We start from the raw sequence: 22,650 nt of genomic DNA on the forward strand, positions 1-22,650 counted from the left end.
GTATAAAAACAATTAATCTTAGTTGACATTGTATGAGTCAAAATGTTACTATAATCAAGGTTGCTCCTGAACGATGCTTTGGAGGATATTTATATGTCTTATCAAAAAGTATCAACTGCTGAAAATGTAGTCGTTGGTCATAAACGTACATTGGAGGCAATCAAAAATGGTACAGTTAAAGAAGTTGTCATCGCAGAGGATGCTGACATGCGGTTAACCCATGCTATCATTCGTGTTGCAATGCAATATAACGTGCCCATAACAAAAGTTGAATCAGTTCGTAAGCTTGGTAAAGCTTCGGGGATTCAAGTGGGAGCTTCAGCAATAGGAATAATAAGTTAAAACTGTTTTTGTGAGGAGAGAGCATTTGCTCTTCCTTGCAAAAACTTTGTTTTCAACTAATAATGAACCACCTGGATATGTGGTCATACAAACATGCGAAGGGAGGATAATCAAATGCCTACTATTAACCAATTAGTGAGAAATGGTCGTACTGATAAAGTATGGAAATCTAAATCACCTGCGTTAAACAAAGGTTTTAACTCTTTAAAGAAAAAATCAACTGATATCTCTGCACCTCAAAAACGTGGTGTATGTACTCGTGTTGGTACAATGACTCCAAAGAAACCTAACTCAGCGTTACGTAAATACGCTCGTGTACGTTTAACAAACGGTATCGAGGTTACAGCTTACATCCCAGGTATCGGTCATAACCTACAAGAGCATAGCGTAGTATTAATTCGCGGTGGTCGTGTAAAGGATTTACCGGGGGTACGTTACCACATCGTTCGTGGTGCGCTTGACACAGCTGGTGTTGACAAACGTATGCAAGGACGTTCTAAATATGGTACTAAGAGACCAAAACCTGCTAAAAAATAATAACTTTAAAATGAAAGGAGGAACTCAATATGCCTCGTAAAGGACCTGTTGCGAAACGTGACGTGTTACCAGATCCAATGTACAATTCGAAGCTAGTAACACGCCTTATCAACAAAATGATGGTTGACGGTAAAAAAGGTAAATCTCAAACAATTCTTTATAATGCGTTCGATATCGTAAACGAACGTACTGGTAAAGAGCCAATGGAAGTATTCGAGCAAGCTCTTAAGAACATCATGCCTGTTCTTGAAGTACGCGCTCGTCGTGTTGGTGGTGCTAACTACCAAGTTCCAGTTGAGGTTCGTCCAGAACGCCGTACAACTTTAGGTCTTCGTTGGTTAGTAAACTACGCTCGTCTTCGTGGTGAAAAAACTATGGAAGAGCGTCTTGCTAACGAAATCTTAGATGCAGCTAACAACGCTGGTGCATCTGTTAAGAAACGTGAAGACACTCATAAAATGGCAGAAGCTAACAAAGCATTTGCTCATTACCGTTGGTAGGATTCAACGTAAAATAAATGTAAGCATAAACCGCTTTATTTGTCGCTTATGGAAGTGTGGAGAGGGAGAATGCCTCTCCCTTTCATCGGGCGCTCGTTTTACATAATGAGAGTACTGGACATACTGACATGTGTAACAATATAAAGTGGCTTTTTTGCTACTTAAAATAAAAAAATCCAATCCATATATGGAAGGAGCAAGACACCAAATGGCAAGAGAGTTCTCTTTAGAAAACACTCGTAATATTGGTATCATGGCTCACATCGATGCTGGTAAAACAACAGCAACTGAGCGTATTCTGTACTACACAGGACGTATTCATAAAATCGGTGAAACTCACGAAGGTGCATCTCAGATGGACTGGATGGAGCAAGAGCAAGAGCGTGGTATCACAATTACTTCTGCTGCAACTACAGCACAATGGAAAGGTCATCGTGTAAACATCATTGATACTCCAGGACACGTAGATTTCACAGTAGAAGTAGAACGTTCTTTACGCGTACTTGATGGCGCTGTAGCGGTACTTGATGCGCAATCTGGTGTAGAACCACAAACAGAAACTGTTTGGCGTCAGGCTACTACTTACGGCGTACCTCGTATCGTATTCGTTAACAAAATGGATAAGATCGGTGCAGATTTCTTATACTCTGTAGGAACAATCCACGATCGTTTACAAGCAAACGCACATCCAATTCAGTTACCAATCGGTGCTGAAGATGAGTTCAATGGTATCATTGACCTTGTTGAAGAGTGTGCTTACATGTACGGTAACGATTTAGGAACAGACATTCAACGTGTTGAAATTCCTGAAGAGCACAAAGAATTAGCTGAAGAATACCGTGGAAAACTTATTGAAGCGGTAGCTGAGCTTGATGAAGAAATGATGATGAAGTACCTAGAAGGTGAAGAAATCACTGTAGAAGAGCTTAAAGCTGGTATCCGTAAGGCTACAACTTCTGTAGAATTCTTCCCAGTAATCTGTGGTTCTGCATTCAAAAACAAAGGTGTTCAAATTCTGTTAGACGCAGTTATCGACTACCTTCCATCACCACTAGATGTACCTGCTATTAAAGGTACTCTACCGGATACAGATGAAGAAGTAGAACGTAAGTCTAGCGATGAAGAACCATTCGCAGCTTTAGCATTCAAAATCATGACTGACCCTTATGTTGGTAAGTTAACGTTCTTCCGTGTGTACTCTGGTGTGTTAAACTCTGGATCATACGTGAAAAACTCAACTAAAGGTAAGCGTGAGCGTGTAGGTCGTATCCTACAAATGCACGCTAACAGCCGTGAAGAGATTTCAACAGTTTACGCTGGTGATATCGCTGCTGCTGTAGGTTTAAAAGATACTACTACTGGTGATACTCTTTGTGACGAGAAGAGCCTTGTTATCCTTGAGTCTATGGAATTCCCAGAGCCGGTTATCTCTGTAGCTATCGAACCAAAATCTAAAGCTGACCAAGATAAAATGGGTACAGCATTATCTAAGCTTTCTGAAGAAGATCCAACATTCCGTGCTCACACTGACCAAGAAACTGGCCAAACTATCATCGCTGGTATGGGTGAACTTCACCTTGATATCATCGTTGACCGTATGCGTCGTGAATTCAAAGTGGAAGCAAACGTTGGTGCTCCTCAGGTAGCATACCGTGAGACTTTCCGCGCTGCTGCGAAAGTTGAAGGTAAGTTCGCTCGTCAATCTGGTGGTCGTGGACAATTCGGTCACGTTTGGATTGAGTTTGAACCTAACGAAGAAGGTAAAGGATTCGAATTCGAAAACAAGATCGTCGGTGGTGTAGTTCCTCGTGAATACATCCCAGCTGTTGGAGCAGGTCTTGAAGATGCACTTAAAAATGGTGTACTAGCTGGTTATCCACTAGTTGACATTAAAGCTGCATTAGTTGACGGATCTTACCATGATGTCGATTCATCTGAGATGGCGTTCAAAATCGCTGCATCTATGGCACTTAAAGCTGCGGTTTCTAAATGTAGCCCAGTAATTCTTGAGCCAATGATGAAAGTTGAAGTTGTAATTCCTGAAGAGTACATGGGTGACATTATGGGTGACGTAACATCTCGTCGTGGACGTGTAGAAGGTATGGAAGCTCGCGGTAACGCACAAGTTGTTCGCGCTATGGTTCCACTTTCTGAAATGTTCGGTTATGCAACGTCATTACGTTCTAACACTCAAGGACGCGGAACATTCTCTATGGTGTTTGACCACTATGAAGAAGTACCAAAGTCTGTTTCTGAAGAAATTATCAAAAAAAATAAAGGTGAATAATTGATTTTTATCGATTGTTCAAGTATAACTACTTATGTAAGCTTAGAAAGTGGGACGTAAGTTTCACTTTCTAGTCTAAATATAAAATAACCTATATAAACTAAGGAGGAATTTAGAATGGCTAAAGCTAAATTCGAACGTTCTAAACCCCATGTTAACATCGGTACAATCGGCCACGTTGACCATGGTAAAACTACATTAACTGCTGCGATCACTACAGTTCTTGCAAAAGCTGGTGGTGCTGAAGCACGCGGATACGATCAAATCGATGCTGCTCCAGAAGAAAGAGAGCGCGGTATCACAATCTCAACTGCACACGTTGAGTACGAAACTGAAACTCGTCACTATGCACACGTTGACTGCCCAGGTCACGCTGACTATGTTAAAAACATGATCACTGGTGCTGCTCAAATGGACGGCGGTATCTTAGTAGTATCTGCTGCTGATGGCCCAATGCCTCAAACACGTGAGCACATCCTTCTTTCTCGTCAAGTAGGTGTTCCTTACATCGTTGTATTCTTAAACAAATGCGACATGGTAGATGACGAAGAATTATTAGAATTAGTAGAAATGGAAGTTCGCGACCTATTATCTGAATACGGATTCCCAGGCGACGACATTCCTGTAATCAAAGGTTCTGCTCTTAAAGCTCTTCAAGGAGAAGCTGATTGGGAAGCAAAAATCATTGAATTAATGGCTGAAGTTGATGCTTACATCCCAACTCCAGAACGTGAAACTGACAAACCATTCTTAATGCCTGTAGAGGACGTATTCTCTATCACAGGTCGTGGTACAGTTGCTACTGGTCGTGTTGAGCGCGGTATCGTTAAAGTTGGTGACGTAGTAGAAATCATCGGTCTTGCTGAAGAAAATGCTTCTACAACTGTAACTGGTGTAGAGATGTTCCGTAAACTTCTTGACCAAGCTCAAGCTGGAGACAACATCGGTGCTTTACTTCGTGGGGTTGCTCGTGAAGACATCCAACGTGGACAAGTACTTGCAAAAAGCGGTTCTGTAAAAGCTCACGCTAAATTCAAAGCTGAAGTTTTCGTATTATCTAAAGAAGAAGGTGGACGTCACACTCCATTCTTCGCTAACTACCGTCCTCAGTTCTACTTCCGTACAACTGACGTAACTGGTATCATCCAATTACCAGAAGGTACTGAAATGGTAATGCCTGGTGACAACATCGAAATGACTATCGAACTTATCGCTCCAATCGCTATCGAAGAGGGAACTAAATTCTCTATTCGTGAAGGTGGACGTACAGTAGGTTACGGTGTAGTTGCTACTATCGTTGAGTAATCTTAACTGATATAAAAAAACCTAAGGGATTTTCCCTTAGGTTTTTTGTTTGCGTTTATATAAGGAAGAAGAGGGTGTTTTTTGTTTTGACGAGTTTCTTCTATAGTAATATAAAAACGACAAAAGATAATCCAGAAACTGTAAAATGAATTCTGTTAGATGAAAACTTGAAATTCTTTAAAGTGCCATGTATAATAGCAAAAGTAGAGAAAAGCAGATGCAAACAAAAAGATGCTTGCATCTAGACGAATAACATTGTATAATAGACAATGTTGGTCTTTGACTGCGATGAAGTGGAAGGTTGCTGACACACCCGGCCGCTTTGCCATGGCATGGTGTGGGGAAATTTCCATGGAGAAGGTCTATTTTAGAAATAGGCGAACGAAGGAGGGAAAATAATGGCAAAAGAAAAAATTCGTATCCGTTTAAAAGCTTACGATCACCGTATTCTTGATCAGTCAGCTGAGAAAATTGTAGAAACAGCTAAGCGTTCTGGGGCAACAGTTTCTGGTCCGATCCCATTACCAACTGAAAAAACTGTTTACACAATTCTTCGTGCTGTTCATAAGTACAAAGATTCTCGTGAGCAATTCGAAATGCGCACGCACAAACGTCTAATCGACATCGTGAGTCCTACTCCACAAACAGTAGATTCATTAATGCGTTTAGACTTACCATCTGGTGTAGATATCGAAATCAAACTATAATTTATATAACTTAAAAATGTAGGAGGTGTAACTCATGACCAAAGGAATCTTAGGAAGAAAGATCGGTATGACTCAAGTATTTGCTGAGAACGGTGAGTTAATCCCAGTAACAGTTATCGCTGCTAATCCAAACGTTGTTCTTCAAAAGAAAACAACTGAAACTGATGGCTACAATGCAATCCAGTTAGGATTTGAAGATAAACGTGAAAAGTTAACTAACAAACCTGAACAAGGCCACACTGCTAAAGCATCTACAACTCCTAAGCGCTTCATTCGCGAAATCCGCGATGCAGACGTGGACGGATTAGAGGTTGGTCAAGAGGTAAAAGTTGACGTATTCGCTACAGGTGAAATCGTTGATGTAACAGGAATTTCTAAAGGTAAAGGTTTCCAAGGTGTTATCAAACGCCACGGACAATCTCGCGGACCTATGTCTCATGGTTCTCGCTATCACCGTCGTCCAGGTTCAATGGGCCCAGTTGCTCCGAACCGTGTATTCAAAGGCAAAAAACTTGCTGGACGTATGGGTGGAGACCAAGTTACTATCCAAAACTTAGAAATCGTTCAAGTTGACACTGAGCGCAACTTATTACTAGTAAAAGGTAACGTTCCAGGTGCTAAGAAATCTCTTGTAGTTGTTCAAGGCGCTGTGAAGGTTAGCAAATAATTCACAATAGGAAGGAGGAATTCCAATGCCAAAAGTTACTGTATATAACCAAACTGGTTCACAGGTTGGTGAAATCGAATTAGCTGAAGCTATTTTCGGTATCGAACCAAATGAAGCTGTACTTTTCGAAGCTGTAATGATGCAACGTGCATCTTTACGTCAAGGTACACACAAAGTAAAAACTCGCTCTGAAGTTCGCGGTGGTGGTCGTAAACCATGGCGTCAAAAAGGAACTGGACGTGCTCGTCAAGGGTCTATCCGCTCTCCTCAATGGCGTGGTGGTGGTACGGTATTCGGACCTACACCAAGAAGCTATGCGTACAAACTTCCTAAGAAAGTTCGTCGTTTAGCAATCAAATCTGCATTAGCTACTAAAGTAGTTGAGAACAACATTGTAGTTCTTGAAGACCTAGTGTTAAATGCACCAAAAACAAAAGACATGCTAGCAGTACTTAAAGGATTAACTGTTGAGAAGAAAGCTCTTATCGTAACTGCTGATGCAAACGAATCTGTAGAGTTATCTGCTCGCAATATCCCTGGAGTAACAGTAATCACTGCTGATGGCGTAAACGTTTTAGACGTGCTTCATCATGATAAGCTAATCATGACAAAAGCGGCAGTGGAAAAAGTAGAGGAGGTGCTTGCATAATGAGAGATCCTCGTGATATCATTAAGCGCCCAGTTATCACTGAACGTTCTATGGAAATGATGGCTGAAAAAAAATACACGTTCGATGTGGACGTTAAATCTAATAAAACAGAAGTTAAAGATGCTCTTGAAGCGATCTTTGGTGTTAAAGTAGAAAAAGTGAACATCATGAACTACAAGCCGAAAGCAAAACGCGTTGGTCGTCACGCTGGTTTTACTAGCCGTCGTCGTAAAGCAATCGTTAAGCTAACTGCTGACAGCAAAGAAATCGAAATCTTCCAAGGCGTTTAATTCTTACTAAAGAAGGAGGGAAATTGAGATGGGAATCAAAAAGTATAATCCAACTACTAACGGTCGTCGTAATATGACTACGAATGATTTCGCTGAAATCACGACTGATAGACCCGAAAAGTCATTACTTGCTCCTTTAAGCAAGAAGGCTGGTCGTAATAACCAAGGTAAAATCACTGTACGTCATCAAGGTGGCGGACATAAGCGTCAATACCGTATCATCGACTTTAAGCGTAACAAAGATGGAATTCCAGGACGCGTTGCTACGATCGAATACGATCCAAACCGCTCTGCGAATATCGCATTAATTAACTACGTTGACGGTGAAAAACGTTACATTCTTGCTCCTAAATCTTTAGAAGTAGGTATGGAAGTTATGTCTGGCCCAGAAGCTGACATTAAAATCGGTAACGCATTACCATTAATCAACATTCCAGTAGGTACTGTTGTTCATAACATCGAGCTTAAGCCTGGTCGTGGCGGACAATTAGTTCGTTCTGCTGGTACATCTGCTCAAGTACTTGGTAAAGAAGGTAAATACGTACTTGTACGTTTAACTTCTGGTGAAGTACGTCTTGTATTATCTGCTTGTCGCGCTTCAATCGGTCAAGTAGGTAACGAACAACACGAACTTATCAAAATCGGTAAAGCAGGTCGCTCTCGCTGGTTAGGTAAACGCCCAACAGTTCGTGGTTCTGTAATGAACCCTGTTGATCACCCACACGGTGGTGGTGAAGGACGTTCTCCAATCGGACGTAAGTCTCCAATGTCTCCATGGGGTAAACCAACTCTTGGATTCAAGACTCGTAAGAAAAACAAAGCGTCTGACAAATTTATCGTTCGTCGTCGTAAAAAATAATGGGATTGTAGTACGGTTCATTTCTAGAACCGTACGCCAATCACGAAGGGAGGCACCAAAATGGCTCGTAGCTTAAAAAAAGGACCATTTGTCGATGATCACTTAATGAGCAAAATGGAAAAATTAGTTGCATCTGAGCAAAAACAAGTTGTTAAAACTTGGTCTCGCCGTTCAACAATCTTCCCTCAGTTCATCGGACACACAATCGCTGTATATGATGGTCGTAAACACGTACCTGTGTACATCACTGAGGATATGGTTGGCCATAAGTTAGGTGAATTCGCACCAACTCGTACGTACAAAGGTCACCTTGCTGACGATAAGAAAACTAGAAGATAATGAGAGGAGGCACTTCAATGCAAGCTAAAGCAGTAGCGAGAACAGTTCGTATTGCTCCTCGTAAAGTTCGTTTAGTAGTAGACTTAATCCGAGGTAAGCAAGTGGGTGAAGCGATTGCTATCCTTAACCACACACCAAAAACTGCTTCTCCAGTTGTAGAAAAAGTTTTAAAATCTGCAATCGCAAATGCAGAGCACAATTATGAGATGGACATTAACAACCTAGTTGTAGAAAAAGTTTTCGTTGACGAAGGTCCAACGTTAAAACGTTTCCGTCCACGTGCAATGGGTCGTGCAAGCCAAATTAACAAACGCACAAGCCACATCACAGTTGTGGTATCAGAAAAGAAGGAGGGATAATCGATGGGTCAAAAGGTTAATCCAATTGGTCTTCGTGTCGGCGTTATCCGTGACTGGGAATCTCGTTGGTTCGCTGAGAAAGATTACGCTACATTATTACATGAAGACATCAAAATCCGTGAGTACATTAATGTACGCTTAAAAGATTCTGCTGTTGCTAAAGTAGAAATCGAACGTGCAGCAAATCGTGTAAATGTTACAATTCACACTGCAAAACCTGGTATGGTAATTGGTAAAGGTGGTACTGAAGTTGAAGCACTTCGTAAAGCTCTTAACCAATTAACAGGCAAGCGTGTACACATCAACATTTTAGAAGTTAAGAGAGCTGATCTTAACGCTAAATTAGTAGGCGAAAACATCGCTCGTCAATTAGAAAACCGTGTATCATTCCGTCGTGCACAAAAGCAAGTTATTCAACGTGCTATGCGTGCAGGTGCTAAAGGTATTAAAACACAGGTTTCTGGTCGTCTTGGCGGAGCTGATATCGCTCGTGCAGAATCTTACAGTGAAGGAACTGTTCCACTTCATACACTTCGCGCTGATATTGACTATGCAGCAGTTGAAGCTGATACAACATACGGTAAATTAGGCGTAAAAGTATGGATCTACCGTGGAGAAGTCCTTCCTACAAAAAAGAAAGCTTCTGAGGAAGGAGGAAAATAATATGTTAATGCCAAAACGCGTAAAATATCGTAGAGAGCATCGTGGTAAAATGCGTGGTCGTGCTAAAGGTGGAACTGAAATTGCTTTCGGTGAATTCGGTTTACAAGCACAAGCTGCTTCATGGATTACAAACCGTCAAATCGAAGCTGCTCGTCGTGCAATGACTCGTTACATGAAACGTGGCGGTAAAGTATGGATTAAAATTTTCCCTTCTAAACCTTACACTGCAAAACCTCTAGAAGTACGTATGGGTTCCGGTAAAGGGGCACCAGAAGGCTGGGTAGCAGTAGTAAAACCTGGGAAAATTATGTTCGAAATCGCGGGTGTATCTGAAGAGGTAGCACGCGAAGCATTACGTCTTGCAGCTCACAAGTTACCTGTGAAATGTAAATTCGTAAAACGTGAAGAAAATGGTGGTGAATCTAATGAAAACTAATGATATTCGTGAATTAACCACTGCCGAAATCGAAACAAAAGTTAAAGCTTTAAAGGAAGAGTTGTTTAATCTTCGCTTCCAACTTGCTACAGGACAATTAGAGAATCCAACTCGCATTCGTGAAGTGCGTAAAGCAATTGCTCGTATGAAAACTGTAGTTCGTGAAAGAGAGATCGGAATTAATCGATAAATTGAGGGGAGGTTTGCATAGTGAGCGAACGTAACCAACGCAAAGTTTATACTGGTCGTGTAGTGTCTGACAAAATGGACAAAACGATTACAGTTTTAGTTGAAACTTACAAAACTCATTCCTTGTACGGAAAACGTGTTAAGTATTCTAAGAAGTACAAAGCCCATGATGAGCAAAACCAAGCGAAACTTGGCGATATCGTTAAAATCATGGAAACTCGCCCGCTTTCTGCTACTAAGCGTTTCCGTTTAGTTGAAATCGTTGAAGAAGCGGTTATTATCTAAATAGACGAATCGGAATTTTTAGTCCGAAGGGAGGTTTCATAACATGATCCAACAAGAATCTCGTTTGAAAGTTGCTGACAACTCTGGTGCACGTGAACTTTTAACAATTAAAGTATTAGGCGGCTCTGGTCGTAAATATGCTAACATTGGTGACATTATCGTTGCTACGGTAAAACAAGCAACACCAGGTGGCGTTGTTAAAAAAGGTGACGTTGTTAAAGCAGTAGTAGTACGTACGAAGAGCGGAGCTCGTCGTCCGGACGGTTCTTACATCAAATTTGATGAAAACGCAGCGGTTATCATTAAAGACGATAAGAGCCCACGTGGTACTCGTATCTTCGGACCAGTAGCTCGTGAATTACGTGATAGCAACTTCATGAAGATCGTTTCTTTAGCTCCAGAAGTTCTATAATTTAAGGTATTGCCTTGCTAAGGAGGTGCAGAATTAAGATGCATGTAAAAAAAGGTGATAAAGTACAGGTAATCACTGGTAAAGACAAAGGAAAACAAGGCGTTATCCTTGTGGCTTTCCCAAAGCAAAACCGTGTTATCGTTGAGGGTGTCAATATCGTTAAGAAGCACTCTAAGCCATCTCAATTAAATCCACAAGGTGGAATTATTACTAAAGAAGCACCTATTCACGTTTCTAACGTTATGATTTTAGATCCGAAAACAGGTGAACCTACTCGCGTAGGCTTCAAAGTAGAAGATGGTAAAAAAGTTCGTATTGCAAAAAAATCTGGTGAATTATTAGATAAATAATTTTCTTAAGAAAGGAGGTCACTTCATTGAATCGCCTTAAAGAGAAGTTCCAAAAGGAAATTACTCCTGCTCTAGTGAGCAAGTTTAACTATAAATCTGTAATGCAGGTACCAAAAATCGAAAAGATCGTAATCAACACTGGTGTTGGTGACGCGGTATCTAACTCAAAAGCGTTAGACAACGCAGTAGAAGAATTAACACAAATCACAGGTCAAAAACCTGTTGTAACTCGTGCTAAAAAATCAATCGCTGGTTTCCGTCTTCGTGAAGGTATGCCAATCGGTGCGAAAGTAACTTTACGCGGCGAGCAAATGTATGAGTTCTTCGACAAATTAGTATCAGTTTCTTTACCACGTGTACGTGATTTCCGTGGTGTTTCTAAGAAATCATTCGATGGTCGTGGAAACTATACATTAGGTGTTAAAGAGCAACTTATTTTCCCTGAGATTGATTATGATAAAGTAAGCAAAGTCCGCGGTATGGACATCGTAATCGTTACTACAGCGAAAACTGATGAAGAAGCTCGTGAACTGTTAACACAATTCGGTATGCCATTCCAAAAATAATGGAAGCCAACGCTAAGTAGAGGAGGCGAAAACGTGGCTAAAAAATCTATGATAGCGAAACAAAAGCGTACTCCTAAGTTTAAAGTACAAGAGTATACACGTTGCGAACGCTGCGGTCGTCCGCATTCTGTATACCGCAAATTTAAACTTTGCCGTATTTGTTTCCGTGAACTTGCATATAAAGGTCAAATTCCTGGTGTTAAAAAAGCTAGTTGGTAAAACCCACAAATGGGAAGGAGGTAAAACACATGGTGATGACAGATCCAATTGCAGACATGCTTACTCGCATCCGTAATGCGAACATGGTACGTCATGAGAAATTAGAGGTTCCTGCTTCTAAAATCAAAAAAGAGATCGCTGAACTTTTAAAACGTGAAGGTTTCATTCGTGATGTAGAATACATCGAGGATAACAAACAAGGTATCCTTCGTATTTTCCTGAAATATGGTGCAAACAATGAACGTGTAATCACTGGATTAAAACGTATCAGTAAACCTGGCTTACGCGTTTACGCTAAAGCTGACGAAGTACCACGTGTACTTAACGGATTAGGTATCGCTCTTGTTTCTACATCTAAGGGAGTAATGACAGACAAAGACGCTCGTCAATTACAAACTGGTGGAGAAGTAGTAGCATACGTTTGGTAATATATATTTAAAACGAACGGAGGTGTGACCACATGTCTCGTATTGGTAAAAAGATTCTTGAAATCCCTGCAGGTGTTACTATTACAGTTGCAGAAGACAATACTGTAACAGTAAAAGGCCCTAAAGGTGAATTAACTCGTACTTTCAATGCTGATATGCTTATCAAAATTGAAGAGAATACATTAACAGTTGAGCGTCCATCTGAACAGAAGGAACACCGTGCATTACACGGTACAACTCGTGCTTTAATCGGAAACATGGTTGAAGGTGTAACTGAAGGTTTCGCACGCGGACTTGAATTAGTCGGTGTTGGTTACCGTGCTCAAAAACAAGGTGATAAACTTGTATTAAGCGTAGGTTATTCTCATCCAGTAGAAATGACTCCGGAAGCAGGTCTTGAAGTTGAAGTACCTGCACCAACTAAGATCGTAATTAAAGGTATCGACAAGCAACGTGTTGGCGAATTCGCTGCTAACATCCGTGCTGTACGTGCTCCTGAGCCTTACAAAGGTAAAGGTATTCGTTACGAAGGCGAAGTTGTTCGTCGTAAAGAAGGTAAAACTGCTAAGTAAACCCGTTAGGTGAGAGAAAGGAGTGACAAGAATGATCACTAAAGCTGATAAAAATGCGACTCGTAAGAAAAGACATGCACGTGTACGTGCTAAACTTACTGGTACTGCAGAGCGTCCACGTTTAAACGTGTTCCGTTCTAACCAACATATTTACGCTCAAGTTATTGATGATGTGAATGGTGTAACGTTAGTAAGTGCATCTACTCTTGATAAAGACCTTGCTCTTAACGGTACTAGCAATATTGAAGCTGCTACGAAAGTTGGAGAATCAGTTGCTAAGCGTGCTGTAGAGAAAGGCGTTAAAGAAGTAGTATTTGATCGCGGTGGTTACTTATACCATGGCCGTGTTAAAGCTCTAGCTGAAGCTGCTCGTGAGGCTGGATTACAATTTTAATGGTCAAAGGAGGGAAAATTGATGCATCGCATTGACCCAAGTAAATTAGAACTTGAAGAACGTGTAGTTACGATAAATCGTGTCGCGAAAGTTGTTAAGGGTGGTCGTCGTTTCCGCTTTGCTGCACTAGTTGTAGTTGGCGATAAAAACGGTCATGTTGGATTCGGTACTGGTAAAGCACAAGAGGTACCAGACGCAATCCGTAAAGCTATCGAAGACGCTAAGAAAAACTTAATCGCTGTACCATTAGTTGGTACAACAATTCCACACACAATCAACGGTCATTTTGGCGCTGGTGAAGTATTCTTAAAACCTGCTGCTGAGGGTACTGGTGTTATTGCTGGTGGACCTGTTCGTGCGGTCCTTGAATTAGCTGGTGTACAAGATATTCTTTCGAAATCTCTTGGTTCTAACACACCAATCAACATGATTCGCGCTACTGTGAACGGATTAAGCGAACTTAAGCGCGCTGAAGATGTTGCAAAATTACGCGGTAAATCTGTAGAAGAGCTACTAGGTTAAGGAGGGAAAACAAATGGCGAAAAAGTTAGAAATTACCCTCACTCGTAGTGTAATTGGTCGTCCACAAGATCAACGTGCGACGGTAGAAGCTTTAGGTCTTAAAAAGTTGAATTCAACTGTAGTTAAGGAAGAAACTCCTGCTATTCTTGGTATGATCAACAAAGTTTCTCACCTTGTAACTGTAAAAGAAGCTTAAGGATAACTCATTAATATAAGGAGGTGCCTGGGAATGAAACTTCATGAATTAAAACCTGCAGAAGGTTCTCGTAAAGTACGTAACCGTGTCGGTCGTGGTATCGGTTCTGGTAACGGTAAAACTGCTGGTAAAGGTCATAAAGGACAAAACGCACGTTCTGGCGGCGGTGTTCGTCTTGGCTTCGAAGGTGGTCAAACTCCATTATTCCGTCGTTTACCAAAACGCGGCTTCACAAACATTAACCGTAAAGAGTTTGCTATTGTAAACTTATCAACGTTAAATCGTTTTGAAGATGGTACAGAAGTAACACCTGAATTATTGCTGGAAACTGGCGTTATCAGCAAGTTAAACGACGGTGTTAAAGTTCTTGCAAGCGGAGCAGTAGAGAAAAAACTAACTGTTAAAGCGCACAAGTTCTCTTCAAGTGCTAAAGAAGCAATTGAAGCAGCTGGCGGATCAGTTGAGGTGATCTAATGTTTCGTACAATCTCCAACTTTATGCGCGTTGCTGAGATAAGACGTAAAATATTATTCACTTTAGCGATGTTAATCGTATTCAGGATTGGCACGTTTATCCCCGTGCCATTTACAAATGGAGACGTACTGAAGGCACAAGATCAATTAAATGCTTTAGGTATTCTAAATACATTTGGCGGTGGAGCCTTGAAAAACTTCTCCATCTTTGCGATGGGAATCATGCCGTATATTACAGCATCCATCATCGTGCAATTATTGCAGATGGATGTTGTTCCTAAATTTTCGGAATGGTCGAAGCAAGGTGAAATGGGCCGTCGTAAATTAACGCAATTCACGCGTTACTTTACAATTGTTCTTGCGTTTATTCAGGGGTTTGGTATGTCAATCGGTTTTAACGGTATGGTAGGTGGACAATTAATTTTGAATCCAGGTTGGAGCACTTATTTATACATTGCTACGGTACTGACTGCTGGTACTGCATTTTTAATGTGGTTAGGTGAACAGATTACAGCTAAAGGTGTAGGTAATGGTATTTCCATCCTTATCTTTGGCGGTATTGCCGCAGCGATCCCAAGTGTTATATCTCAAGTGTATCAGCAACAGTTTCAAAATATCGGAGATCAATTGTTCATGAGTATCGTTAAAGTTGCATTGATTTTACTAGCTGTGCTAGCAGTTATTGTGGGTGTTATTTTCATTCAACAGGCTGTTAGAAAGATCCCAATTCAATATGCGAAGCGTGTAACAGGAGGAAATGGTGGTTATGCTGGAGCACAAAACACACATTTACCGCTTAAGGTAAATAGTGCTGGTGTTATTCCAGTAATTTTTGCTGTTTCATTCTTAATTACGCCTCCGACTATTGCACAGTTCTTCCCGAAACATGATGTATCGCAGTGGATTATTGCAAACTTTAACTATTCTCACCCAGTGGGAATGATCATATATGTTGCGCTCATTGTAGCCTTCACATATTTCTATGCATTTGTTCAGGTTAATCCAGAGCAAATGTCAGAGAATCTAAACAAGCAAGGTGGATATGTTCCAGGTATTCGTCCGGGTAAGAATACGGAACAATATCTAACAAAAATCTTGTATCGTTTGACCTTTGTAGGATCAATTTTCCTAGCAGCGATTGCAATCTTACCAGTTATCTTTACGAAATTGGGAAATCTTCCTCCATCTGCACAGATCGGTGGAACGAGTATGTTAATCGTTGTCGGCGTTGCTTTAGAAACAATGAAGCAGCTAGAAAGCCAACTGGTAAAACGCCATTACAAAGGGTTTATCAAGCAGTGAGTAAGTGGGAAGAATTGTCTTCCCTACATGCTCATGTACTCTGAGGGGGAACAAGGATGAACTTAATTTTAATGGGGCTTCCTGGTGCTGGTAAAGGTACACAAGCCGAACAGATTGTTGCCAAGTATAACATCCCTCACATTTCAACAGGAGACATGTTCCGTGCAGCTATGAAGGCTGAAACTGAAATGGGTCTACAAGCAAAATCTTTTATTGATAAAGGTGCACTTGTTCCAGATGAAGTTACAATCGGAATCGTTCGTGAACGTTTAAGTCAAGACGACTGCGTAAGAGGTTTCTTACTAGACGGTTTCCCACGAACTGTTGCACAAGCATCAGCTCTTGAAGAAATTATGAAAGATCTTGGCAAAAAAATCGACTATGTTTTAAACATTAATGTGGATTCAGGGTTGTTATTAAAACGCCTTACAGGCCGTCGCATTTGTAAAGAGTGCGGTGCGACTTACCACTTAGAATTCAATCCACCAGCAAAAGCTGATGTGTGCGATAAATGTGGTGGCGAATTATATCAACGCTCTGATGACAATGAAGAAACTGTAGCAAATCGTTTAGATGTAAATATTAAGCAAACAAAACCTTTGCTTGATTTCTACGAAGAGCTTGGTTACTTACAAAGCATTAATGGTGAGCAAGATATCAATAAAGTATTTGCTGATATCGATGTTCTCATCGGAGGCTTAGCGTAATGATAATCTGCAAAACTCCTCGCGAGATAGAAATCATGCGAGAAGCTGGCAGGATCGTTGCTTTGACTCATCAAGAGTTGAAACAGCACATTACTCCAGGAATTACAACGAAAGAGCTCGATCAAATAGCGGAAAAGACGATTCAAAAATATGGTGCTACGCCATCTTTTAAAGGATACAACGGATTTCCGGGGAGCATATGTGCTTCTGTAAATGAAGAGCTTGTACACGGAATTCCAGGGAAGCGCAAGCTCAAAGAGGGCGATATCATCAGTATCGATATTGGTGCGAAATACAATGGGTACCATGGAGATTCTGCATGGACGTATCCAGTTGGAAACATTTCTGAATCTGTTCAAAAGCTACTTGATGTCACAGAAAAATCGTTGTATCTTGGTCTAGAACAAGTAAAACCAGGCGAGAGATTATCAAATATCTCACATGCGGTTCAAACCCATGCTGAAGAGAATGGATTCTCGATCGTTAGGGAGTATGTTGGTCACGGAATCGGGCAAGACTTACATGAGGACCCTCAAATCCCGCACTATGGTCCACCAAATAGAGGCCCTAGATTAAAGCCGGGAATGGTCATCTGTGTTGAGCCGATGGTGAATCAAGGAAGACGATATGTAAAAACACTATCTGATGACTGGACAGTGGTAACGGTAGATGGTAAATGGTGTGCCCATTTTGAGCACACGATTGCTCTTACAGAAGCAGGATACGAAATCCTTACCACTTTATAAGTAGCTGGCTCTCCGGGATTTCAGAGCAGTGTAAAATGTTACTGATTTGAAGAAGGGAGAACTATTGAATGGCTAAAGATGATGTAATTGAAGTCGAAGGTACCGTTCTTGAAACGTTGCCAAATGCTATGTTCAAAGTAGAATTAGAGAATGGGCATGTCGTATTGGCTCACGTTTCTGGTAAAATCCGTATGAACTTCATTCGTATTTTACCAGGAGACAAAGTTACGGTAGAATTATCTCCGTACGATTTAAATCGTGGTCGTATTACGTACCGTTTTAAATAATATAGCACTCCGTAATCTTTAAGGAGGTTCGAGACATGAAAGTAAGACCGTCAGTTAAACCAATCTGCGAAAAATGTAAAGTTATTCGTAGACGTGGAAAAGTAATGGTTATTTGTGAAAACCCTAAACATAAACAAAAACAAGGTTAATCAGAAGGAGGTGCATTCGTAATGGCACGTATCGCAGGTGTAGATATTCCTCGAGACAAACGCGTTGTTATTTCTTTAACTTACGTATTCGGCATTGGTCGCACAACTGCTGAAAAAATTCTTGCTGAAGCAGGTATTTCTGAAGAAACACGAGTTCGTGATTTAACGGAAGACGAATTAGGACGTATCCGTGATATCATCGATCGTATTAAAGTTGAGGGAGACCTTCGTCGTGAAGTATCTCTTAACATCAAACGTCTAATGGAGATCGGTTCTTACCGTGGTCTTCGTCACCGTCGTGGTTTACCAGTTCGTGGTCAAAACTCTAAAAACAATGCTCGTACACGTAAAGGTCCACGTCGTACAGTAGCAAATAAAAAGAAATAATAAGTAAAGGAGGTTGAACTAACAATGGCACGTAAAACAAACACTCGTAAAAAACGTGTGAAAAAGAATATTGAAGCTGGTATAGCTCATATTCGTTCTACTTTCAACAACACAATCGTAACACTTACAGATACTCACGGTAACGCACTTTCTTGGTCTAGTGCTGGTGCACTTGGTTTCCGTGGATCTCGTAAATCTACTCCATTCGCTGCGCAAATGGCTGCTGAAACTGCTGCTAAAGCTGCAATGGAACACGGTTTAAAAACTTTAGAGGTTACTGTTAAAGGTCCTGGTGCTGGTCGTGAAGCTGCAATTCGTGCTCTTCAAGCTGCAGGTCTAGAAGTAACAGCAATTAGAGATGTTACTCCAGTTCCTCATAATGGATGTCGTCCACCAAAACGTCGTCGTGTGTAATTTTTCTGTATAGAATTTTCCCTTTTGTCTATAATGGATATGATGCATTATCGAGAAATTTCGTACAGAAACATCGCTTGTTGTGCACAATCGGGAACTGCCTAAGGGGGACTTTCGGTTAGACAGGGGTTATACCTTTGTTTAACCGGGGTTTCGACGTTTTGAAGGAGGGTTTAGTTAATGATTGAAATCGAAAAGCCGAAAATCGAAACGGTTGAACTTAACGAAGATGCTAAATATGGTAAATTCGTAATTGAACCGCTTGAGCGTGGATATGGTACTACTTTGGGTAACTCCTTACGTCGTATTCTTTTATCCTCACTCCCTGGTGCCGCTGTTACTGCTATCCAAATCGATGGCGTATTACATGAATTTTCAACAGTTGAGGGCGTAGTAGAAGACGTTACGACGATCATCTTAAACTTGAAAAAGTTAGCTCTTAAAATCTACTCTGAAGAAGAGAAGACGTTGGAAATTGATGTACAGGGCGAAGGTATTGTCACAGCTGCTGATATTACTCACGATAGTGATGTAGAAATCTTAAATCCAGATTTACACATTGCAACGTTAGCAAAAGATGCGCATTTCCGCGTGCGTTTAACTGCAAAGCGTGGCCGTGGGTATACGCCAGCTGATGCAAATAAAAGCGAAGATCAACCAATAGGAGTAATTCCTATTGATTCTATTTATACTCCAGTATCACGTGTGACTTACCAAGTGGAAAAGACACGTGTCGGACAAGTGGCTAATTATGATAAGCTTACGCTTGATGTATGGACGGATGGAAGCATCGGGCCAAAAGAAGCTATCTCTTTAGGTGCCAAAATCTTAACTGAGCATTTAAATATCTTTGTTGGTTTAACTGATGAAGCACAAAATGCTGAGATTATGGTCGAGAAGGAAGAAGATCAAAAAGAGAAAGTTCTTGAGATGACTATCGAAGAACTAGACCTTTCTGTTCGTTCTTATAATTGCCTAAAACGTGCAGGAATTAATACTGTACAAGAGCTTGCGAACAAAACAGAAGAAGATATGATGAAAGTTCGTAACTTAGGACGTAAATCCTTAGAAGAAGTTAAACATAAACTTGAGGAATTAGGTTTAGGTTTACGTAAAGACGACTGAGGATTTAAACCCATCAACAAAGGAGGGAACTACGAATGGCATACAGAAAATTAGGCCGTACAAGTGCGCAACGTAAAGCTATGTTACGTGATTTAGCTACTGATTTAATTATCAACGAGCGCATCCAAACGACAGAAACTCGTGCAAAAGAACTTCGTTCTGTAGTGGAAAAAATGATCACTTTAGGTAAACGCGGAGATCTTCATGCTCGTCGTCAAGCAGCAGCTTTCATTCGCAATGAAGTAGCTAACGCTGAGACTGGTCAAGATGCACTTCAAAAACTATTCGCTGATGTAGCTCCACGCTATGCTGAGCGCCAAGGCGGATACACTCGTATTGCAAAAATTGGTCCACGTCGCGGAGACGCAGCACCAATGGTAATTATCGAGTTAGTATAATGATAATTAAAAGGGCAGGACAGTTCTTTTCAAGAAACTGGTCATGGCCCTTTTTTTTAAATATAAAAATAGGCTAACTTGGCGAAGGAAAGGGTGCCTTCTATTGAAAAAAGAGAAACTTCGGATAGAAAATATATCATTTCAATATCCTGGGGCAGCCACTTATGCATTAAAAGATGTTTCATTTTCCTTATATGAGGGAGAATGGGTATCTATTATTGGTCAAAACGGTTCAGGAAAGTCTACACTTGCAAAATTATTGAATGGTTTGTTTTTGCCAGAAGCAGGGACTATTACAGTAAATGATACAATGGTTTTATCAGAGGAAACGGTATGGGATGTTCGAAAACAAATTGGAATGGTATTTCAAAATCCAGATAATCAATTTGTTGGAACGACAGTGCAAGATGATGTTGTATTTGGCTTGGAGAATATCGGAATGCCAAGAGAACAAATGATTGAAAGATTAGAACAGGCCTTGCAACTTGTCCGTATGGAAGATTTTCTTAATGATGAGCCTCATTCCTTATCTGGTGGGCAAAAGCAGCGAGTGGCAATAGCAGGCGTTTTAGCACTTCAACCATCTATTTTAATATTAGATGAAGCAACGTCAATGTTAGACCCTCAAGGGAGACGTGAAGTAGTAGAAACGGTTAGACAACTTGTTACTCAAAAAGGTATTACCGTGTTATCAATTACGCACGATTTAGAAGAAGCGGCACAGTCAGATCGTGTCATTATTTTAAATAAGGGAGAAATATTAGAGGAAGGGACTCCAGAAAAAATTTTCAAATCCTCTCATATGCTCCAAGAAATTGGCTTAGATGTACCGTTTTCGGTGAAAATAGCAGAATTATTAAAAAGAAATGAAATTCTCTTGCAAAATACGCATCTTACAATGGAAAGCTTGGTGAACGAACTTTGGAGATTACATTCCAAAAAGTAGAACATCGTTATCAATATAAAACTCCATTTGAAAGACGCGCACTTTATGATGTAGACGTGTCGTTTCCAAGTGGGGGCTATTATGCCATTATCGGTCATACTGGTTCAGGAAAGTCGACGATGATTCAACATTTAAATGGTTTATTGCAGCCGACAAATGGTACAGTTCAAATTGGTGAACATTTGATTTCGGCAGGAAAGAAAGAAAAAAAGCTAAAGCCACTACGTAAGAAAGTAGGGGTTGTCTTTCAATTCCCAGAACATCAGTTGTTTGAAGAGACTGTGGAGAAAGATATTTGTTTCGGCCCTACTAATTTTGGAGTATCTGTAGACGAAGCAAGGCAAAAGGCTAGAAAGGCAATTGAACTTGTAGGGCTAGAACCAGAACTGTTAGCACGTTCTCCGTTCGAATTAAGTGGTGGACAAATGAGACGTGTTGCTATAGCGGGTGTACTGGCAATGGAACCTGAAGTGCTTGTATTAGATGAACCTACAGCAGGACTAGATCCAAAAGGGCAGAACGAACTTATGGAGATGTTTTATAAGCTGCACAAGGAGAAGGGTCTTACAGTCATCCTTGTAACGCATAATATGGAGGATGCTGCTCAGTATGCGGAGCAGATTGTAGTTATGCATAAAGGAACGGTCTTTTTGCAAGGAAGTGCAGAGGAAGTATTTTCACATGCTGATGAACTAGAGAAAATTGGTGTGGATCTTCCTATGTCATTAAAGTATAAACGTGCAATTGAAGAGAAGTTTGGTATTTCAATTCCAAAGGCTACCTTATCTTTAGAGGATCTTACTCATGAAGTTGTGCAGGTGTTACGAAAAGGTGGTCATGAATCATGCAGCAGTTGATTATTGGGAGATATATCCCGGGGAATTCACTTATTCATCAACTTGATCCACGTACGAAGCTGCTGATTGTCTTTTTATATGTATTTGTTGTTTTCTTAGCAAATAATGCGATTTCATATGGATTTTTATTTTTATATGCACTCATTGCTTTATTTTTTGCAAAAGTGCCGATTCGTTATGTACTTTCGGGCTTAAAACCAATTTTATGGATTTTTCTTTTTACATTTTTCCTGCATATTTTTACAAATAAAGAGGGGGATGTACTATTCCAGCTTGGTTGGTTTTCGATATATGAAAAAGGATTAGAGCAAGGGATATACATTTCTGTACGATTCTTCGTTATTATTTTAATGACGACATTATTAACGTTAACGACGACACCTATTGAAATTACAGATGGTTTGGAGACGTTATTAAAGCCGTTGAAGCGTATAAAGGTTCCTGTTCATGAAATCGCATTAATGATGTCAATTTCTCTTCGTTTTATCCCGACATTAATGGATGAAACGAGTAAAATAATGAAAGCACAAGCGTCACGTGGTATTGATTTTGCCGGGGGACCGATAAAAGATAGAATGAAAGCTATTATTTCACTGCTCGTTCCTCTGTTTATCAGTGCTTTTAAGCGTGCAGAGGACTTAGCCATTGCGATGGAAGCTCGTGGATATCAAAGTGGTGAAGGACGTACTAAATTTAGGCAACTACGCTGGAAAACAAGCGATACAGTAACGATTGTCAGCTTATTTTGTTTAGCTTGTATTTTGGCATGGGTGCGATCGTAATGGA

38 protein-coding genes are annotated in these 22,650 nt (G+C 40.6%); all 38 read left to right on the top strand.

Annotation, left to right across the window (positions count from 1 at the left end; translation table 11 throughout):
- Window positions 1-93: 93 nt before the first annotated feature.
- The 38 genes from ACTFP3_RS28170 to ACTFP3_RS28355 all read left to right on the top strand — a co-directional run bounded on the left by ACTFP3_RS28170 (window position 94) and on the right by ACTFP3_RS28355 (window position 22,646).
- The gene (locus tag ACTFP3_RS28170; protein ID WP_000121837.1) at window positions 94-342 is read left to right on the top strand and encodes a 50S ribosomal protein L7ae-like protein; all 249 of its coding nucleotides are present in this window, start codon (window positions 94-96) and stop codon (window positions 340-342) included.
- A gap of 114 nt (window positions 343-456) precedes the next feature.
- Window positions 457-879 carry a 30S ribosomal protein S12 gene (gene rpsL, locus ACTFP3_RS28175; protein ID WP_001142341.1) on the top strand — a complete coding sequence of 141 codons (423 nt, stop codon included), beginning with the start codon at window positions 457-459 and terminating at the stop codon, window positions 877-879.
- A 29-nt stretch (window positions 880-908) separates the two neighbouring features.
- A complete protein-coding gene (gene rpsG, locus ACTFP3_RS28180) occupies window positions 909-1,379 on the top strand; it encodes a 30S ribosomal protein S7 (RefSeq protein WP_001137491.1) in 471 nt (156 codons plus the stop codon).
- A gap of 208 nt (window positions 1,380-1,587) precedes the next feature.
- On the top strand, window positions 1,588-3,666 hold the full coding sequence (gene fusA, locus ACTFP3_RS28185; RefSeq protein WP_000090370.1) for an elongation factor G: 2,079 nt from the start codon (window positions 1,588-1,590) through the stop codon (window positions 3,664-3,666).
- A gap of 117 nt (window positions 3,667-3,783) precedes the next feature.
- A complete protein-coding gene (tuf, locus tag ACTFP3_RS28190; protein ID WP_001029614.1) occupies window positions 3,784-4,971 on the top strand; it encodes an elongation factor Tu in 1,188 nt (395 codons plus the stop codon).
- A gap of 398 nt (window positions 4,972-5,369) precedes the next feature.
- A complete protein-coding gene (gene rpsJ / locus ACTFP3_RS28195; RefSeq protein WP_001040596.1) occupies window positions 5,370-5,678 on the top strand; it encodes a 30S ribosomal protein S10 in 309 nt (102 codons plus the stop codon).
- Between the two features lie 34 nt (window positions 5,679-5,712).
- Entirely contained in the window at window positions 5,713-6,345 is a 633-nt protein-coding gene (rplC, locus tag ACTFP3_RS28200) for a 50S ribosomal protein L3 (protein WP_000160207.1), read from the top strand.
- Window positions 6,346-6,370: 25 nt separating this feature from the next.
- Window positions 6,371-6,994, top strand: a complete 624-nt coding sequence (gene rplD, locus ACTFP3_RS28205) for a 50S ribosomal protein L4 (RefSeq protein WP_001127258.1) — start codon at window positions 6,371-6,373, stop codon at window positions 6,992-6,994.
- A complete protein-coding gene (rplW, locus tag ACTFP3_RS28210) occupies window positions 6,994-7,284 on the top strand; it encodes a 50S ribosomal protein L23 (protein WP_001205558.1) in 291 nt (96 codons plus the stop codon). Before rplD ends, rplW begins: the two co-directional genes overlap by 1 nt.
- Before the next feature lie 28 nt (window positions 7,285-7,312).
- On the top strand, window positions 7,313-8,143 hold the full coding sequence (gene rplB / locus ACTFP3_RS28215; RefSeq protein ID WP_000511583.1) for a 50S ribosomal protein L2: 831 nt from the start codon (window positions 7,313-7,315) through the stop codon (window positions 8,141-8,143).
- 60 nt (window positions 8,144-8,203) lie between these two features.
- Entirely contained in the window at window positions 8,204-8,482 is a 279-nt protein-coding gene (gene rpsS / locus ACTFP3_RS28220) for a 30S ribosomal protein S19 (protein ID WP_000124454.1), read from the top strand.
- 17 nt (window positions 8,483-8,499) lie between these two features.
- Entirely contained in the window at window positions 8,500-8,841 is a 342-nt protein-coding gene (gene rplV, locus ACTFP3_RS28225; protein WP_001148024.1) for a 50S ribosomal protein L22, read from the top strand.
- A gap of 3 nt (window positions 8,842-8,844) precedes the next feature.
- The gene (gene rpsC / locus ACTFP3_RS28230; protein ID WP_000529956.1) at window positions 8,845-9,504 is read left to right on the top strand and encodes a 30S ribosomal protein S3; all 660 of its coding nucleotides are present in this window, start codon (window positions 8,845-8,847) and stop codon (window positions 9,502-9,504) included.
- Window position 9,505: 1 nt separating this feature from the next.
- Window positions 9,506-9,940 (top strand): 50S ribosomal protein L16, encoded by a 435-nt coding sequence (gene rplP, locus ACTFP3_RS28235; protein ID WP_000928969.1) that lies wholly within the window; start codon window positions 9,506-9,508, stop codon window positions 9,938-9,940.
- On the top strand, window positions 9,930-10,130 hold the full coding sequence (gene rpmC / locus ACTFP3_RS28240) for a 50S ribosomal protein L29 (protein WP_000855718.1): 201 nt from the start codon (window positions 9,930-9,932) through the stop codon (window positions 10,128-10,130). Before rplP ends, rpmC begins: the two co-directional genes overlap by 11 nt.
- A gap of 20 nt (window positions 10,131-10,150) precedes the next feature.
- Window positions 10,151-10,414, top strand: coding sequence for a 30S ribosomal protein S17 (rpsQ, locus tag ACTFP3_RS28245; protein WP_000004106.1), 264 nt, complete (start codon window positions 10,151-10,153; stop codon window positions 10,412-10,414).
- 43 nt (window positions 10,415-10,457) lie between these two features.
- On the top strand, window positions 10,458-10,826 hold the full coding sequence (rplN, locus tag ACTFP3_RS28250) for a 50S ribosomal protein L14 (protein WP_000615912.1): 369 nt from the start codon (window positions 10,458-10,460) through the stop codon (window positions 10,824-10,826).
- A gap of 38 nt (window positions 10,827-10,864) precedes the next feature.
- Window positions 10,865-11,176, top strand: a complete 312-nt coding sequence (rplX, locus tag ACTFP3_RS28255) for a 50S ribosomal protein L24 (RefSeq protein ID WP_000558200.1) — start codon at window positions 10,865-10,867, stop codon at window positions 11,174-11,176.
- A gap of 26 nt (window positions 11,177-11,202) precedes the next feature.
- Window positions 11,203-11,742 carry a 50S ribosomal protein L5 gene (gene rplE / locus ACTFP3_RS28260; RefSeq protein WP_001080831.1) on the top strand — a complete coding sequence of 180 codons (540 nt, stop codon included), beginning with the start codon at window positions 11,203-11,205 and terminating at the stop codon, window positions 11,740-11,742.
- Window positions 11,743-11,775: 33 nt separating this feature from the next.
- Entirely contained in the window at window positions 11,776-11,961 is a 186-nt protein-coding gene (gene rpsN, locus ACTFP3_RS28265; RefSeq protein ID WP_001085700.1) for a 30S ribosomal protein S14, read from the top strand.
- A 29-nt stretch (window positions 11,962-11,990) separates the two neighbouring features.
- The gene (gene rpsH / locus ACTFP3_RS28270; protein ID WP_000245511.1) at window positions 11,991-12,389 is read left to right on the top strand and encodes a 30S ribosomal protein S8; all 399 of its coding nucleotides are present in this window, start codon (window positions 11,991-11,993) and stop codon (window positions 12,387-12,389) included.
- Between the two features lie 32 nt (window positions 12,390-12,421).
- The gene (gene rplF / locus ACTFP3_RS28275) at window positions 12,422-12,961 is read left to right on the top strand and encodes a 50S ribosomal protein L6 (protein WP_000086558.1); all 540 of its coding nucleotides are present in this window, start codon (window positions 12,422-12,424) and stop codon (window positions 12,959-12,961) included.
- Between the two features lie 31 nt (window positions 12,962-12,992).
- On the top strand, window positions 12,993-13,355 hold the full coding sequence (rplR, locus tag ACTFP3_RS28280; protein WP_000628816.1) for a 50S ribosomal protein L18: 363 nt from the start codon (window positions 12,993-12,995) through the stop codon (window positions 13,353-13,355).
- 21 nt (window positions 13,356-13,376) lie between these two features.
- Complete coding sequence (gene rpsE / locus ACTFP3_RS28285) at window positions 13,377-13,877, top strand: 30S ribosomal protein S5 (RefSeq protein ID WP_000554646.1); 501 nt, start codon at window positions 13,377-13,379, stop codon at window positions 13,875-13,877.
- A 13-nt stretch (window positions 13,878-13,890) separates the two neighbouring features.
- Window positions 13,891-14,073: a 50S ribosomal protein L30 gene (gene rpmD / locus ACTFP3_RS28290; protein WP_001085234.1), complete on the top strand. Its 183-nt coding sequence runs from the start codon at window positions 13,891-13,893 to the stop codon at window positions 14,071-14,073.
- A 33-nt stretch (window positions 14,074-14,106) separates the two neighbouring features.
- Complete coding sequence (gene rplO / locus ACTFP3_RS28295; protein ID WP_000766081.1) at window positions 14,107-14,547, top strand: 50S ribosomal protein L15; 441 nt, start codon at window positions 14,107-14,109, stop codon at window positions 14,545-14,547.
- On the top strand, window positions 14,547-15,848 hold the full coding sequence (secY, locus tag ACTFP3_RS28300; protein WP_000490117.1) for a preprotein translocase subunit SecY: 1,302 nt from the start codon (window positions 14,547-14,549) through the stop codon (window positions 15,846-15,848). The genes rplO and secY overlap by 1 nt, the downstream gene beginning before the upstream one ends.
- 56 nt (window positions 15,849-15,904) lie before the next feature.
- Window positions 15,905-16,555 carry an adenylate kinase gene (locus tag ACTFP3_RS28305; protein ID WP_001048989.1) on the top strand — a complete coding sequence of 217 codons (651 nt, stop codon included), beginning with the start codon at window positions 15,905-15,907 and terminating at the stop codon, window positions 16,553-16,555.
- Window positions 16,555-17,301, top strand: a complete 747-nt coding sequence (gene map, locus ACTFP3_RS28310) for a type I methionyl aminopeptidase (protein ID WP_000582539.1) — start codon at window positions 16,555-16,557, stop codon at window positions 17,299-17,301. Before ACTFP3_RS28305 ends, map begins: the two co-directional genes overlap by 1 nt.
- 68 nt (window positions 17,302-17,369) lie before the next feature.
- Window positions 17,370-17,588 carry a translation initiation factor IF-1 gene (gene infA / locus ACTFP3_RS28315; RefSeq protein WP_001029884.1) on the top strand — a complete coding sequence of 73 codons (219 nt, stop codon included), beginning with the start codon at window positions 17,370-17,372 and terminating at the stop codon, window positions 17,586-17,588.
- 35 nt (window positions 17,589-17,623) lie between these two features.
- Window positions 17,624-17,737: a 50S ribosomal protein L36 gene (gene rpmJ, locus ACTFP3_RS28320; protein ID WP_000868344.1), complete on the top strand. Its 114-nt coding sequence runs from the start codon at window positions 17,624-17,626 to the stop codon at window positions 17,735-17,737.
- 21 nt (window positions 17,738-17,758) lie between these two features.
- Entirely contained in the window at window positions 17,759-18,124 is a 366-nt protein-coding gene (gene rpsM / locus ACTFP3_RS28325) for a 30S ribosomal protein S13 (RefSeq protein WP_000090788.1), read from the top strand.
- 24 nt (window positions 18,125-18,148) lie between these two features.
- Complete coding sequence (gene rpsK / locus ACTFP3_RS28330; protein WP_000101798.1) at window positions 18,149-18,538, top strand: 30S ribosomal protein S11; 390 nt, start codon at window positions 18,149-18,151, stop codon at window positions 18,536-18,538.
- 180 nt (window positions 18,539-18,718) lie between these two features.
- Window positions 18,719-19,663 (top strand): DNA-directed RNA polymerase subunit alpha, encoded by a 945-nt coding sequence (locus ACTFP3_RS28335; protein ID WP_000569643.1) that lies wholly within the window; start codon window positions 18,719-18,721, stop codon window positions 19,661-19,663.
- 35 nt (window positions 19,664-19,698) lie between these two features.
- Window positions 19,699-20,061, top strand: coding sequence for a 50S ribosomal protein L17 (gene rplQ, locus ACTFP3_RS28340; RefSeq protein WP_000331490.1), 363 nt, complete (start codon window positions 19,699-19,701; stop codon window positions 20,059-20,061).
- A 103-nt stretch (window positions 20,062-20,164) separates the two neighbouring features.
- Window positions 20,165-21,007 (top strand): energy-coupling factor ABC transporter ATP-binding protein, encoded by an 843-nt coding sequence (locus tag ACTFP3_RS28345; RefSeq protein ID WP_000711757.1) that lies wholly within the window; start codon window positions 20,165-20,167, stop codon window positions 21,005-21,007.
- Complete coding sequence (locus tag ACTFP3_RS28350; protein ID WP_000406533.1) at window positions 20,983-21,864, top strand: energy-coupling factor ABC transporter ATP-binding protein; 882 nt, start codon at window positions 20,983-20,985, stop codon at window positions 21,862-21,864. The genes ACTFP3_RS28345 and ACTFP3_RS28350 overlap by 25 nt, the downstream gene beginning before the upstream one ends.
- The gene (locus ACTFP3_RS28355) at window positions 21,852-22,646 is read left to right on the top strand and encodes an energy-coupling factor transporter transmembrane component T family protein (RefSeq protein WP_001186526.1); all 795 of its coding nucleotides are present in this window, start codon (window positions 21,852-21,854) and stop codon (window positions 22,644-22,646) included. The genes ACTFP3_RS28350 and ACTFP3_RS28355 overlap by 13 nt, the downstream gene beginning before the upstream one ends.
- Window positions 22,647-22,650: the final 4 nt, after the last annotated feature.

The sequence above is a fragment of the Bacillus cereus group sp. MYBK5-2 genome (assembly GCF_051915685.1).
Classification (GTDB): Bacteria; Bacillota; Bacilli; order Bacillales; family Bacillaceae_G; genus Bacillus_A; species Bacillus_A cereus.

Coding starts and splice junctions, on each gene's coding strand:
- ACTFP3_RS28170 (WP_000121837.1), top strand. CDS start 94: ATGTCTTATCAAAAAGTATCAACTGCTGAAAATGTAGTCGTTGGTCAT.
- rpsL (WP_001142341.1), top strand. CDS start 457: ATGCCTACTATTAACCAATTAGTGAGAAATGGTCGTACTGATAAAGTA.
- rpsG (WP_001137491.1), top strand. CDS start 909: ATGCCTCGTAAAGGACCTGTTGCGAAACGTGACGTGTTACCAGATCCA.
- fusA (WP_000090370.1), top strand. CDS start 1,588: ATGGCAAGAGAGTTCTCTTTAGAAAACACTCGTAATATTGGTATCATG.
- tuf (WP_001029614.1), top strand. CDS start 3,784: ATGGCTAAAGCTAAATTCGAACGTTCTAAACCCCATGTTAACATCGGT.
- rpsJ (WP_001040596.1), top strand. CDS start 5,370: ATGGCAAAAGAAAAAATTCGTATCCGTTTAAAAGCTTACGATCACCGT.
- rplC (WP_000160207.1), top strand. CDS start 5,713: ATGACCAAAGGAATCTTAGGAAGAAAGATCGGTATGACTCAAGTATTT.
- rplD (WP_001127258.1), top strand. CDS start 6,371: ATGCCAAAAGTTACTGTATATAACCAAACTGGTTCACAGGTTGGTGAA.
- rplW (WP_001205558.1), top strand. CDS start 6,994: ATGAGAGATCCTCGTGATATCATTAAGCGCCCAGTTATCACTGAACGT.
- rplB (WP_000511583.1), top strand. CDS start 7,313: ATGGGAATCAAAAAGTATAATCCAACTACTAACGGTCGTCGTAATATG.
- rpsS (WP_000124454.1), top strand. CDS start 8,204: ATGGCTCGTAGCTTAAAAAAAGGACCATTTGTCGATGATCACTTAATG.
- rplV (WP_001148024.1), top strand. CDS start 8,500: ATGCAAGCTAAAGCAGTAGCGAGAACAGTTCGTATTGCTCCTCGTAAA.
- rpsC (WP_000529956.1), top strand. CDS start 8,845: ATGGGTCAAAAGGTTAATCCAATTGGTCTTCGTGTCGGCGTTATCCGT.
- rplP (WP_000928969.1), top strand. CDS start 9,506: ATGTTAATGCCAAAACGCGTAAAATATCGTAGAGAGCATCGTGGTAAA.
- rpmC (WP_000855718.1), top strand. CDS start 9,930: ATGAAAACTAATGATATTCGTGAATTAACCACTGCCGAAATCGAAACA.
- rplN (WP_000615912.1), top strand. CDS start 10,458: ATGATCCAACAAGAATCTCGTTTGAAAGTTGCTGACAACTCTGGTGCA.
- rplX (WP_000558200.1), top strand. CDS start 10,865: ATGCATGTAAAAAAAGGTGATAAAGTACAGGTAATCACTGGTAAAGAC.
- rpsH (WP_000245511.1), top strand. CDS start 11,991: ATGGTGATGACAGATCCAATTGCAGACATGCTTACTCGCATCCGTAAT.
- rplF (WP_000086558.1), top strand. CDS start 12,422: ATGTCTCGTATTGGTAAAAAGATTCTTGAAATCCCTGCAGGTGTTACT.
- rplR (WP_000628816.1), top strand. CDS start 12,993: ATGATCACTAAAGCTGATAAAAATGCGACTCGTAAGAAAAGACATGCA.
- rpsE (WP_000554646.1), top strand. CDS start 13,377: ATGCATCGCATTGACCCAAGTAAATTAGAACTTGAAGAACGTGTAGTT.
- rpmD (WP_001085234.1), top strand. CDS start 13,891: ATGGCGAAAAAGTTAGAAATTACCCTCACTCGTAGTGTAATTGGTCGT.
- rplO (WP_000766081.1), top strand. CDS start 14,107: ATGAAACTTCATGAATTAAAACCTGCAGAAGGTTCTCGTAAAGTACGT.
- secY (WP_000490117.1), top strand. CDS start 14,547: ATGTTTCGTACAATCTCCAACTTTATGCGCGTTGCTGAGATAAGACGT.
- ACTFP3_RS28305 (WP_001048989.1), top strand. CDS start 15,905: ATGAACTTAATTTTAATGGGGCTTCCTGGTGCTGGTAAAGGTACACAA.
- map (WP_000582539.1), top strand. CDS start 16,555: ATGATAATCTGCAAAACTCCTCGCGAGATAGAAATCATGCGAGAAGCT.
- infA (WP_001029884.1), top strand. CDS start 17,370: ATGGCTAAAGATGATGTAATTGAAGTCGAAGGTACCGTTCTTGAAACG.
- rpmJ (WP_000868344.1), top strand. CDS start 17,624: ATGAAAGTAAGACCGTCAGTTAAACCAATCTGCGAAAAATGTAAAGTT.
- rpsM (WP_000090788.1), top strand. CDS start 17,759: ATGGCACGTATCGCAGGTGTAGATATTCCTCGAGACAAACGCGTTGTT.
- rpsK (WP_000101798.1), top strand. CDS start 18,149: ATGGCACGTAAAACAAACACTCGTAAAAAACGTGTGAAAAAGAATATT.
- ACTFP3_RS28335 (WP_000569643.1), top strand. CDS start 18,719: ATGATTGAAATCGAAAAGCCGAAAATCGAAACGGTTGAACTTAACGAA.
- rplQ (WP_000331490.1), top strand. CDS start 19,699: ATGGCATACAGAAAATTAGGCCGTACAAGTGCGCAACGTAAAGCTATG.
- ACTFP3_RS28355 (WP_001186526.1), top strand. CDS start 21,852: ATGCAGCAGTTGATTATTGGGAGATATATCCCGGGGAATTCACTTATT.